10 protein-coding genes are annotated in these 12,175 nt (G+C 75.2%); 9 read left to right on the forward strand and 1 reads right to left on the reverse strand.

Annotated elements, in window-relative coordinates:
- The first annotated feature begins 738 nt into the window (after nt 1–738).
- The 7 genes from ACZ6CZ_RS19115 to ACZ6CZ_RS19145 all read left to right on the forward strand — a co-directional run bounded on the left by ACZ6CZ_RS19115 (nt 739) and on the right by ACZ6CZ_RS19145 (nt 8,529).
- Nucleotides 739–1,614, forward strand: coding sequence for a response regulator transcription factor (locus ACZ6CZ_RS19115; RefSeq protein ID WP_469022234.1), 876 nt, complete (start codon nt 739–741; stop codon nt 1,612–1,614).
- A gap of 216 nt (nt 1,615–1,830) precedes the next feature.
- Entirely contained in the window at nt 1,831–2,691 is an 861-nt protein-coding gene (locus ACZ6CZ_RS19120) for a hypothetical protein (protein ID WP_469022236.1), read from the forward strand.
- A complete protein-coding gene (asnB, locus tag ACZ6CZ_RS19125) occupies nt 2,691–4,511 on the forward strand; it encodes an asparagine synthase (glutamine-hydrolyzing) (protein ID WP_469022239.1) in 1,821 nt (606 codons plus the stop codon). The genes ACZ6CZ_RS19120 and asnB overlap by 1 nt, the downstream gene beginning before the upstream one ends.
- Nucleotides 4,508–5,167, forward strand: coding sequence for a flavin reductase family protein (locus tag ACZ6CZ_RS19130; protein ID WP_469022241.1), 660 nt, complete (start codon nt 4,508–4,510; stop codon nt 5,165–5,167). Before asnB ends, ACZ6CZ_RS19130 begins: the two co-directional genes overlap by 4 nt.
- Nucleotides 5,164–6,657: a 4-hydroxyphenylacetate 3-hydroxylase family protein gene (locus tag ACZ6CZ_RS19135; protein ID WP_469022243.1), complete on the forward strand. Its 1,494-nt coding sequence runs from the start codon at nt 5,164–5,166 to the stop codon at nt 6,655–6,657. The genes ACZ6CZ_RS19130 and ACZ6CZ_RS19135 overlap by 4 nt, the downstream gene beginning before the upstream one ends.
- Nucleotides 6,654–7,511, forward strand: a complete 858-nt coding sequence (locus tag ACZ6CZ_RS19140) for a class I SAM-dependent methyltransferase (RefSeq protein ID WP_469022246.1) — start codon at nt 6,654–6,656, stop codon at nt 7,509–7,511. Before ACZ6CZ_RS19135 ends, ACZ6CZ_RS19140 begins: the two co-directional genes overlap by 4 nt.
- A gap of 142 nt (nt 7,512–7,653) precedes the next feature.
- Nucleotides 7,654–8,529 (forward strand): helix-turn-helix domain-containing protein, encoded by an 876-nt coding sequence (locus tag ACZ6CZ_RS19145; RefSeq protein WP_469022249.1) that lies wholly within the window; start codon nt 7,654–7,656, stop codon nt 8,527–8,529.
- Nucleotides 8,530–8,565: 36 nt separating this feature from the next.
- Here the strand turns inward: ACZ6CZ_RS19145 and ACZ6CZ_RS19150 are convergent, their stop codons facing one another.
- Nucleotides 8,566–9,855 carry an MFS transporter gene (locus tag ACZ6CZ_RS19150; RefSeq protein WP_469022251.1) on the reverse strand — a complete coding sequence of 430 codons (1,290 nt, stop codon included), beginning with the start codon at nt 9,853–9,855 and terminating at the stop codon, nt 8,566–8,568.
- 487 nt (nt 9,856–10,342) lie between these two features.
- Here ACZ6CZ_RS19150 and ACZ6CZ_RS19155 point away from each other — a divergent pair, with 487 nt between their 5' ends.
- Both ACZ6CZ_RS19155 and ACZ6CZ_RS19160 read left to right on the forward strand, forming a co-directional pair.
- The gene (locus tag ACZ6CZ_RS19155) at nt 10,343–10,882 is read left to right on the forward strand and encodes an ArsR/SmtB family transcription factor (RefSeq protein WP_469022254.1); all 540 of its coding nucleotides are present in this window, start codon (nt 10,343–10,345) and stop codon (nt 10,880–10,882) included.
- Nucleotides 10,883–10,899: 17 nt separating this feature from the next.
- On the forward strand, nt 10,900–12,162 hold the full coding sequence (locus tag ACZ6CZ_RS19160) for an MFS transporter (RefSeq protein ID WP_469022619.1): 1,263 nt from the start codon (nt 10,900–10,902) through the stop codon (nt 12,160–12,162).
- Nucleotides 12,163–12,175 lie beyond the last annotated feature (13 nt).

Below are 12,175 nucleotides of genomic sequence, written 5' to 3' on the forward strand. Positions count from 1 at the left end.
GCGGTCATGCGGGGTGTCCTTCCTGGGGTGTTCGGCTCTCGGGTGATCCGTGCTCGGGGTGAGCGGCCGGGCAGGGCCGGCTCTCGCGGTCCGGCCCCGGGCCGCCGGCGCCCGGGGCGCGGCGCCGTGCGGCGGTGTGGTGGGTGCGGCGGGGGCGCGGTGCGGTGACCTGGTGGGCCAGGGCCGGTCTGGCAATTCCCGTCTGCCACGCGACGGGGGTGCGTGCCGAGTGGCACCGGGGCCCGCGGATCGCTGTGACCGAAGCGTGCGGGAGCGCGAAGTCCCCAGCCAGCCAGGCGTTGATGCTGATACCCGGGGTCATAGGATCAGCCGTACGGAATACACGCTTCCCTCATATCCGTGTGATCCGGCCATCATTGACCCCTCTGACGGGCCGAATTACGCTGTCACCATGGTCAAACGGCGAACCGGCTTCACCCTGGTCGGTATCGGCGGCTCGTGGCACCGCAGGTGTTTCGACGAGTCCTGTCGTCCGTGTACCGGGCGCTGATCCGCGGGATCTTCCCGTCGGGGCGCCCACTCCCTTGTCCGGCCCGGTCCGGCGCCTTCCGTCCTCTCCCCCCTCGGCTCGTGCCGGTACGGGGCTGCCGGGCGGTGCGCGACCGGGCCCGCGCTCGCCGCCGGGGCCGCCGTCCCGGCCCCGCCACCGCTGAGGGGACCACACGTGCCGTACCGTCACAGCCATACCGACTTCCCGCGCACAGGCGGGAGTTCGTGGTGACGACCCTGACCACCGCCGGTGTCGCCGCGTCCCGGTTCGGCGACCCGCACACCGTGCACGCCGAGATCGACAACCCGCTCGACCTGATGGCCGGGCACCAGATGCTGGCCGAGGCCGAGGAGCGGTCGCCCGGCCTGGCAGCGCCGCGCCGCCCCTGGGCGCAGTCCGGCTGCGACTGCGGGCATCCCGCCTGCGCCGGGCCGCACTCCCACCATCCCGCGGGCGTCACCCGCGTCTTCCTCGCCGAGCGGCATCCGGTGGCCAGCGCGGGTCTGCGCAGTGTCCTGAACGCCGACCCCGGCACGGTGGTGGTGGGCAGCTCCGGGGACCCGCTGCGGCTGCCGGACGCGCTGCGCCGGGTACGGCCGGACGTGGTCCTGCTGGGCCGCGGCGGCACGCTGGCGCAGGATCTGGCCCTGGTCGCCCGGCTGCGCGCCCCCGACGTCGTGCCCGAGGCACGGGTGCTGCTGCTGCGCCGGGCGGAGAGCACGGCCGAGGCGAGCCGCGTGCTGCTGGCGGGGGCGAGCGGCTGCTTCCCGCTGGACCTGCCCGAGGAGGGGATCATCAGGGCGGTGGGCATCGCCGGCGCCGGGGGTTCGGTGTTCCTGCCGGCTCCGCCCGCGGCCCGGGTGCAGGTCGCGGTGGCCGGGGAGAGCGCGGAGCCGCTGCCGCAGCACTGCGGGCTCACCGCGCGGGAGCGCCAGGTGCTCGCCCAGCTGGCCCGTGGTCTGAGCAACGCCGAGATCGGGCGGGAACTGGCGCTGGCGGAGGCGACGGTGAAGAAGCACCTGACGAACGCCATGCGCAAGACCGGGCAGTCCGACCGGCTGCGGGCCGCGCTGTACGCGCACCGCCACGGACTGGCGGGCTGAGCCGAAACGTTTCGCACGGGCGGGTGGGCACGCACAGGTGCCCGCCCGCCCGTGTTTTTCCGGTCGCCGTGAGGGCGACCTTCGGAGTAGTCCCGGTGCTCCGATGGTCGCCGCCGGCGCCGCCTTTCGGGGCTTCTTGGGTGGTCGGCCGCCTTCGTAGCGTTGCCGGCAGCAGGACCCGACCGGTCCGCTCCCCCACCGCGAAGGAGATCCGAGATGAGCGATGCGCCCAGAGGAGGCATCGCCCGCGGCGGTGCCGACGGGGTTCCGGCGCCCGCCGCGGACGACGACGCCGGCACCCGGGAGGCCGGCCGTCCCGTCACCGCCGTACTGGGCGGCCCACGCGCCGCCGGTCCGTCCCCGGCCCAGGCCGACCACCTGCGCAACGCCTACCGGGCCATGCCCGAGGCGGAGCGGTCGGCCCTGTGGCGCCAACGGCTGCACGAGGCGGAGTCCGGGCTGACCCGGCTGCTGGCCGCCCGCAGCAACACCACGCATCTGTCCGACTGGTTCGCGCTCCAGTCGGAGATCTTCGCCGACCTGCCGGACCGGGCGACCGGGACGGCCGTGGACTGGCAGCGGGTGTTCTTCCGCGGCCAGGCCCTGATGGAACGTTTCCTCGTCGCCCGCTACGGCGAACAGGCGCTCGCCGCCTGGGCCCAGGCCATCGCCGAGGTGCACCGCGACGTGGAGCCCGACCACGGCCGGGGCGCCGCCGACCCGGTGCACCGCATCGCCCGCCAGGCCGAACTGTACGGCTCCGACTACGAGTTCGACGACGGCATCGACACCGACGGGCCCACCCGGGCCGCACTAACCATCACGCACTGCGCGATCTGGGACTACCGCGAGAAGGCGCGCCGCTCCGGGGTCCGCATCACCCTGGCCTCCCCGTGCACGTACTGCACGAAGGCGCTGTCCGCGAACATCCGCGCCAAGGGCTTCGTCCCCACCCACCAGCTGCGCACCGGCCCCACCGGCCACGGCTGCCGCTGGGAGTCCGCCACCCCCGCCGCGGCCGACGCCGCTGCCGCCGCGGCCCAGGACGGTTCCGCCGAGTCCCCCGGGGAGCGCTGATGTGCGGCGTCACCGGCTGGCTCGACTGGGAGACCGACCTGCGCACCCGCGGCGACACCGTCCGCGCCATGACCGACACCCTGGCCTGCCGCGGACCGGACGCCTCCGGCACCTGGCTGTCCCGGCACGCGGCGCTCGGCCACCGCCGGCTGTCCGTCATCGACCTCGAGGGCGGCTCGCAGCCCGTCGACGCCCGGGAGACCGTCCTCGGCTACAACGGCGAGCTGTACAACCACACCGAGCTGCGCCGGGAACTGGAGGGCCTCGGCCACGTGTTCCGCACCCGCTCCGACACGGAGGTGGTACTCCGGGCGCACCTGCAATGGGGCGCCGACGCGCCCCGGCGGTTCAACGGCATCTTCGCCTACGCCCTGTGGGACGGGCGCGCCGAGGAACTGCTGCTGGTCCGCGACCACCTGGGCATCAAGCCCCTGTACTGGCACGCCCATTCCACCGGTGTCCTGTTCGGCTCGGAGCCGAAGGCGGTGCTCGCCAACCCGCTGTTCCGGGCCGAGCTGGACAACGAGGGCATCGCCGAGCTGTTCGCGCTGCCGGCCGCGCCCACCGCCGGACACGGGCTGTTCCGCGGACTGAACGAGGTGCGCCCCGGCCACCTGGTCTCCGTACGCCGGTCGGTCACCCGCGAGTCGCGGTACTGGCAGCTGGTCTCCCGCCCGCACACCGACGACCCGGCGACCACCCGCCGCACGGTGCGCGAACTGCTCGGCGACGCCGTCGAGCGCCAGCTGATGAGCGACGTCCCGCTGTGCACGCTGCTGTCCGGGGGCGTCGACTCCAGCGCCATCACCGCGCTGGCGGCGCTCGCCCGCGAACGGGCCGGGCAGGGCAAGGTCAGCAGCTTCTCCGTGGACTTCCCCGGCAGTGCCGACCGGGCGCCGGACGCCTGGCGCACCGGCGCCGACGCCCCGTTCGTCAAGGCGGCGGCGGAGCACATCGGCACCCTGCACACCTCCGTCGTCATCCCCGACGACGACCTCCTGGACGCCCGGCAGGCCGTGCTGCGCGCCCGGGACCGGCCCGGCTGGGGCGAGATGGACGCCTCGCTGCACCTGCTGTTCCGCGAGGTGCGCCGGCGCTCCACGGTCGCCCTGTCCGGAGAGGCCGCCGACGAGGTCTTCGGCGGATACCCCTACTTCCACGACCCCGCCGCCCGGGCCGCCGACACCTTCCCCTGGCTGCACGGCCGCGCCACCCCGGCCGAGCTGCTGCGTCCGGAGGTACGGGCGGCGGTCCGGCCGGACGAGTACACCGCCGAGCAGTACCGCGCCTCGGTGGCGGGGACGCCCGCGCTGCCCGGGGAGAGCGGCGCGGACCGCCGGGTGCGCGAACTGTTCCACCTGGCCCTGACGCGCTGGCTGCCGCCGCTGCTGGAGCGCGTCGACCGGGTCAGCATGTCCGTCGGCCTGGAGGTGCGCGTGCCGTTCTGCGACCACCGTCTGATCGAGTACGCCTGGAACGTGCCCTGGGCCCTGAAGGCGCCCGGCGGCCGGGCCAAGGGGCTGCTGCGCGACGCCGTGCGCGACCTGCTGCCGGCCGAGGTCGCCGACCGGCCCAAGAGCGGCTACCCGTCGACGCCGGCCGTGCGCTACGCCCAGGTGCTCACCGAGCGCGCCCGGGAGCTGCTCGCCGACCCGGCGGCCCCGGTGTTCGACCTGGTGGACCGGGACACCGTACGGCGCGCCCTGGCCGAGGGCCGCACCCTGCCCAGCCCGCGCACCGCGCCCAACCCGGTGGGCGGCCTCGACCACCTCGTGCAGGTCGACGAGTGGCTGCGCGCCTACCGCGTGGGGCTGCGGTGAGCGCCGCGCGCACCGGGCCGGGCGCCGGTCCCGGGCGCTCGGCCGCGGTGGGCGCCGCGCGCACCGGGCCCGGCGCGGCGGCCGTGGGGGTGTCCGCGGGCGGTCACGGCGCGCCGGGCGACGTGGTGCGCGCCGTCCGCGGCGACGCCGCCGCCGACGCCTTCCGGGACGCCGCCCGCCACTGGACCACGGGCGTCGCCGTGCTCACCGCCCGGCACGGCGACGAGGTCTTCGCCAAGACCGTCTCCTCCCTGTGCACCCTGTCCCTGGACCCGCTGCTGATCACGGTGTCGGTGAGCACCCGCAGCCCGCTGGTGGCCGCGGTCCGCGGCAGCGGCCGGTACGCGGTGTCGGTGCTCGCCGGTCACCAGGAGCCGCTGGCCCGGCACTTCGCCGCCCCCGGTGCGGGCCGGGCGCTGGGCCTGTTCACGACCGCGCCCATGCGTGCCGAGGCGACCGGGGCGCCCGTGCTGGAGGACTGCCTGGCCTGGTTCGACTGCCATCTGCACACCGTGCTGCCCGGCGGGGACCACGCGGTCCTGGTCGGCCGGGTCGCCGCCGCGGACGCGGGGCCCGGGGAGCCGCTGATCTACCACGGCGGCGCCTACCGCTCGCTCGCCCACCCGCCCATCCCCTCGACGGGAGCCCGTACATGACCCTCCTGGACACCTCCGCCCACACCGGCCGGGGGCTGCTCACCGGCGACCGGTACCGCGCCGAACTCGACGACGGACGCGAGCTGTACCTCGACGGCCGCCGGGTCACGGACCCGGCCGGGCACCCGGCCTTCCGCCCGGCGGTCGACGCCCTCGCCGACCTGCTGGACCTCCAGCACGACCCCGAGCACGAGGACCTGCTCACCTACAAGGACCCCGAGAGCGGTCAGCGCCTCGCCCGCGGCTACCAGCCGCCGCGCACCCTGGAGGAGCTGCGTCTGCAACGCCGCAGCGCCGAGTTCTGGCACTCACGGGCGTTCGGACAGCACGGCCGCTCCCCCGCCTTCATGGCCTCGATCGCCGTCGGCGTCTACGACTTCCGCAACCGGCTGGAGGCGGCCCGGCCCGGCTTCGGTGCCAACGCGGAGGCCTGGTACCGGTACTGCGCCACCAACGACCTGGTCCTCTCGCACGCGCTGGGCGATCCGCAGATCGACCGCTCCACCGACCCGGTGGACGACCCGGACCTGGCCCTGCGCGTGCTGTCGGAGAACGACGCCGGCATCGTGGTGCGCGGCGCCAAACAGCTCACCACCCTGGCGCCGTTCGCCCACGAGGTGCTGGTCTACCTCTCGGCCTCGTTCGCGCAGCGCCGCGGCGAGCAGTTCGTCGTGTGGTTCGCACTGCCGCTGAACACACCGGGCCTGGTCACGCTGTGCCGGGAGCCGCTGGGCAGCGAACCGCACGGCCACGCCCACCCGTTGGGCGCGCGCTACGACGAGCAGGACGCCATGCTCTTCTTCGACGACGTCCTCGTCCCCTGGGACCGGGTCTTCCTGCTGCGCGACGCCGGACTGGCCCGCACCGGGCTGGCCCGGATCAACGCCTGGTCCGCGTACATCGGCCACGTCCGCTACCGGGAGCGGCTGCGCACCCTGCTGGCCACGGCCACGCTGGTCGCCGAGAGTATCGGGGTGGACAGCTTCCGCAACATCCAGGAGGACCTGGGCCGGCTGGCGTCGTACGCGGAGCTGACGGAACTCTTCCTCGACGCCGCCGAGGCCCGCGCCGGCGTCACCGACGGCGGGCTGCTGGCGCCCGGCGACACCGCGGCGAGCCGGGTCTGGTCCGCGGAGGTCGCCGACAGCGCCGTGGACGTCGTGCGCCGCATCGGCGCCTCGGGACTGCTGATGCAGCCCACCGAGAGGGACCTCGCCAGTCCCCGGCTGCGGCCGCTGCTCGACCGATACATGCGCGGGCGCGGCATCGACGCCGAGCGCAAGTCCCGGCTGCTGCGCCTGGCCTGGGAGCTGACCGGCGACGGCTTCGGCCAGCGCCAGCACCTGTACGAGCTCGTCCACCGCGGCGACCTGGCCCGCAACCGGATCAACCTGTTCAAGCGGTACGACCAGAGTGACGTACGGCGCCGCGTCGAGGACTTCATCGCCACGCCGTACTCCGCCACCAGCACCTCCGAGGAGCGCCCGTGACCCTGTCCGACATCGAAGCCCAGGCCCGCACCCTCGGCGGGTACGACGACGCCAGCCGGCTGCGCCAGGTGCACGACCGCGACTGGGTCCTGGACCGGGTCACCGGGGAGCCGGAGGTGCTCGTCGACCTCGGCAGCGGCATCGGCCAGCTGCTGGAGGCCGCTCTGGAGCGGCACCCGTCGCTGCGGCTGGCGGTCGGTCTGGAGCGTTCGCAGCACCGCATCGCCGAGGCCGGCGAGCGGCTGCGGTCCTACGGCGGCCGGGTCGTCCTGCACCACGCGGACCTGACCGCGCCCGCGCCGCTGCCCTACCGCGCGGACGTGGTGACCATGACGTCGGTGCTGCACTGGCTGTACCCGGTGGAGCACCGCATCCTGGGCTGGGTGCGCGAGCAGCTGGCGCCGGGGGGCTCCTTCCTGCTGACGACGTATCACCCGGCGCGCGACGAGCAAGGCTTCGGCGGGGAGGACGAGATCGTGCGGGACGCGCTGGCCGAACTCGGCGTCGCCCGCGACGACGCGCCCCGGCTGCTCGCCGACCACGACGTCCTGCCCATCGCCACCCGGACCCGCACCACGGCGGAACTCGCCGCCGTCCTGGAGGAGTTCTTCGTCATCGAGGACCAGTGGGAGCGGGAGGCGGTGGTCACCGTGCGGGACGCGGCGCAGTACGAGCACTTCCACGCGGCGACCTTCGGCGACTACTACGCTTCCGTGCTCGAACCGGGCCGGCGGGCCGCGTTCTTCGAGGCCGTCGGCCGCGTGGCCTGGGCCCGGCAGAGCGAGCGGGGCCGGGTGAGCGCGATGCCGGTGCGGCTGTGGAAGCTCACCCCGCGTACCGGCGGCACCGCCTAGAGTGAGAGAACAGCGCGGGTCCGGACGGGCGCCGTCCGGACCCGCGCACCGCTGTCCGCGCCCGTCCACCACGCACGCCCGCACCCGCCGCCCACCGACCACCCACCGCCGACCGTCCGACGCAGGCCGAGGAGCCGTCGCCATGTCCACGCCCGAACCCGGACCCAGCCTGGAACTGGGTGCCTTCCTGCGAGCCCACCGCGAACTGCTCAAACCCGCGGACGTGGGCCTGACGGCCACGCCGCGCCGGCGCACCCCCGGTCTGCGCCGTGAGGAGGTCGCCTCGCTCTCCGGCGTCGGACTGGCCTGGTACACCTGGCTGGAGCAGGGCCGGGTCACCGCCTCCCGGCAGGTGCTGACCGCCGTCGCCAAGGCGCTGCGCCTGGACGCGGCGGGCCTGCGGCACGCGATGCGGCTGGCGGGACACCACGAACCGGCCGCCTTCGACGCCGAGCCGGACGGGCTGGCCGCCACCGTCCGCCCCGTGCTGGACTCCTGGCCGAGCAGCCCGGCGGCGCTGCTGGACCGCCACTTCGACCTGCTCGCCTGGAACGCCCCCTGGAGCGCCCTGTGGGGCAGCCCGGAGTCGGTGCCGGCCGACCGGCGCAACCTGATGTGGCTGATGGTCGCCGACCCCCGGCTGCGGACCGTGCTGCACGACTGGGAACCGCTGGCGATGAACATCTTCCAGCACTTCCGCGCCCAGGCGGGCCCGGCGCTCGCCGACCCGCGCACCGGGGAACTCTACGAGCGGCTCGAGGAGGACGCGCCGGAGCTGCGCCACTGGTGGGGCTGCCACTCGGTGGCGGAGCTGACGGCCCGTTCGGTGACGGTTCGGCCGCCGGGCTCCGCGCCCATGACGCTGTCGCTGTCGTCCTTCCACCCGGTGGACGACCCGTCGGCGCTGGTGCTGCTGTTCACGCCACTGACGGAGCAGGACCGGGGCCGGATGGCGGCGCTGTGCGAGCGGCCGCTGCGGGCGGTGGGCCCGGACGCGGCGGAGCGGCAGGCGGGCTGATCCCCGCCTGCCGCCGCGCCGGAGCGCCGGACGCCGTCAGGGCCGGGCGGGCTGCTCGACCGCCGGGTCCGCCACGGCGGCCGGGGCCGGCGTCCCGGCGGTGCGGCGCAGGCCGCCGGTGACGGCGAGGGCCGCGAGGGCCGCCACCAGGGCGAGGCCCGCGCCGACGACGAGGGTTCCGGTGCCGGCGTCCGCGAAGGCGCCGACGGCCCAGGCGCCCAGGCCCGTACCGGCGTACATCGTGGAGGTCAGCCAGGCGCTGGAGGTGGCCCGCAGGTCGGGCGCCGCGGTCCCCGCCAGGGTCTGCTGGTCGGTGACGAACCCACCGCTCGCCACGAACCAGACGACCACGCCCGCCAGGGCGAGCACGATGCCGGGTCCCTTGGCCGAGAGCGCGATGCCCACCGCGAGGAGCAGGCCCCACACCGGCAGCAGCGGCAGGTGGTCGCGGCCCGCCTCCCGGGCCCGGTCACCGAGCCGGCCGCCGAGCAGCGAGCCGGCCACACTGCCCGCCCCCACCAGGACGCCGACGAGGCCGAGCGCGGACACCGACAGATCGAACCGGTCGCCGAGCACCACGCCCAGGAAGGTGTACGCGCCCAGGTTGGCGGCGTGGAAGAGCGTGTTCACCCCGAGTGCCTTGCGCAGGCCGGGGTGGCCCCACGCCGCGAACACGGCGCCGAGCGCGGTCCCACCCGGCTGGGTCGCGGCCGGGGCGGTGGCGCCCACCTGACGCAGCAGCAGCGGAACGGCCAGCGCGGTGCCGATGGCGAGGGCGAGGAACGCCGACCGCCAGCCCGCGACCCCGGCCAGCAGGCCGCCGAGCGGCACGCCGACGACCTGGCCGCAGGAGAACAGGGCCATGCCCAGCCCGAGCGCCCGGCCGCGCACCTTCTCGGGGGCGGTCTCGGCGATGTGCGCCCAGATGGCCGGGCCCGCCGCGGCCGCCGCGAGTCCCGCCAGCGCCCGCGAGGCGATCAGCAGGGCCAGGCCGGTGGACAGGGCGGCGGCGCCGTTGGACAGCAGGAACACCGCGGTGCCGGCGAGCAGGGTGCGGCGGCGCCCGAAGCGGTCGCTGAGCAGCCCGAGGAAGGGGGCGCTGACGGCGTAGACGAGGACGTACGCGGTGACGCTCTGGGCGGCGGCCGACTCGGACACGTCGATGTCGTGGGCGATGGTCGGCAGCAGCGGGGAGACGAGGAAGGTCTCCGTGCCGAACAGGAACAGCAGCAGGAAGACACCGGCGTAGCGCCACCGGCCGAGCGGCTCCCGCTGCGGTTCGGCCGCGGGCTCGGCGGATGGATCGGGACGTCCGCTCCGGCTCACAGGGGATCACTGCCTTTCGTGGGGGGGCGGGGTAGGGCGGTTCATCGGGGGCCCGGGCCGTGCGGGCCCGGGGCGGGACGGCGGCACGCGCCGTCGGCGGCGTGCCCGGCCTGTCCCGCCCGCCCATCGTGTCCGCGTCCGGCGCCCGCAACCAGCAAGGCGTTTGTCCTGTTACCGCTGGTCATAGGCTGACCCACCGCACCCACGGCCCGGGCCGGCCACCGGGCTCGTCATCCTGTCCGGCACGACGTTCCCCCAGTACGGCCCCGCGGGGGCGGCCCTCGACATCGCGATGATGCTGCTCCACACCGCGGCCGTACTGCGGCTCGCCCGGCGCCGGGGCGTCGCGGCGGTGAGCCCGGACCCCTCACCACCTGGCCGGTGCGAGACGCACCCCGAACTGCCCGCCTGCCGCTCGCAGTTGCCTTCGCGAAGCCGAGCGCGCACAGCAATTGCGCAATGGTCAAGAATCGTTGACCATTAGGGCATGCCAACCGATGAGCCACCCGAGACGTTCCACGTCACCACGGACGAGCAGTTGCGCGCGGTCTCCAATCTCACGCGTCACCGGATCATGGCCGTGCTCCGCTTCGAGCCCGCGACGATCACCCAGATCGCCGAGAAGGTGGGCCTCGCGAAAGGGAGTTCCAGCTACCACGTCCGGCTGCTCGAACGGGCCGGCCTGGTGAAGGTGGTCCGCACGCGGAAGGTCCGGGGAGTCACCGAGCGGTACTACGCCATGGCCGCGCGGTCGATCGTGCTGCCGGACCCGGGCGAGGGAGGGCCGGACGTGCTGATGCGGCACGCGGTGGCGGACCTGGAGGCGGCTCCGGCCGACGGCGAGCGGCACGTGGGGATGGCGCATCTCCGGCTCACCGCGGAGCGGTTCACGGAGCTGGGGGCGCGGCTGCGGGCACTGGCGGACGAGTACCGGGAGCTGTCCGATCCGTCCCTGCCGGACGCGTCGCTCGTCTTCGCGCTGTTCCGTCCGGCGCCGCGCCAGCAGACCGAAGGGGAGACCGAGTGAGCTTAGTGACACGCAAGTTGACGACCGGGTTCGGACGGCTGTGGACCGCGCAGACGGTGTCCTCCCTGGGTGACGGGGTGTCGCACGCCGCGCTGCCGCTGCTCGCGCTGACGCTGACGCGGGAGCCGATGGCGCTCGCCGTCGTCACGGCCGCCGGAACGCTGCCGTGGCTGCTGTTCGGGGTGCTCGGCGGTGCGCTGGTGGACCGCTGGGACCGCCGGCGCACGATGTGGGTGATGGACGCGGCGCGTGCGGTGCTGCTCGCGACACCGGCGGCGGCCGCCGGACTCGACGTGCTCAGCATTCCGCTGCTCGCGGTCGTCGCCTTCCTGCTCGGCCTCGGCGGACTCTTCTTCGACACGGCCGCCACGGCCTACCTGCCGGACCTGCTCGGCCGCGACCCCGCGCTCCTGGAGCGCGCCAACTCCCGTCTGCGCGGCGCCCAGACCGCCGCGTCCGGCTTCGCCGGGCCACCCGCGGGCAGTGCCCTGCTCGCGCTCGGGCGGGCGGTCCCGCTGCTCGCCGACGCGGTGTCCTTCGCGCTCTCCGCGGTGCTCGTACGGTCGCTGCCCGCGGCGCCCCGGCCGGTACCGCAGGCCCGTGAGTCGCTGCTGAGGCAGGCGCGGGCCGGCGCCTCGTACGTGTTCCGGGACCGGCTGCTGCTCGGGCTCGCACTGCGCCCGGCGGTCGGGAACATCGCCTTCCTCGCCGTGGAGACCGTCCTCGCCCTGTTCGCGCACGACCGTCTCGGCGTCGGCTCCTTCGGCTTCGGCCTGCTCCTCACGGCGGAGGCGACCGGCGGTCTGCTCGGCGCGGGCATCGCCTCCTTCCTCGGCCGGCGGCTCGGCACCGGCGCCGCGCTGACCTGCACGGCCGCGGTCGAGGGACTCGCCATTCTGGGCCTCGCCGCCGCCCCGGACCCGTACGTCGCCGGCCTGGCGCTCGCCGTCTGCGGTGCGGGCATGGGCGCCACGATGGTGCTCGGCCCCTCCCTCCGGCAGGCGATCGTCCCCGCCCACCTGATGGGCCGGGTCGCCTCCACCTCGCGCATGCTCGCCATGTGCGCCGCCCCGTTCGGCGCCTTCCTCGGCGGCTGGCTGGCCACCGCCTACGGCGTACGCACCCCGCTGTACGCCGCCGCCGGCCTCCTGCTCACCATGACCGCCGTCACCTCGACCATGACCGGCAACCGCCACGTCGAGGCAGCCCTGCGCGCCGCCGCACCGGCCGACGCCCCGGGCCGGCCGGTGTCACGGGAGCCCGCCGCGGAATCCAGGTAGCGGGCGCTGCCCC

The sequence above is a fragment of the Streptomyces sp. NPDC041135 genome, assembly GCF_055592085.1.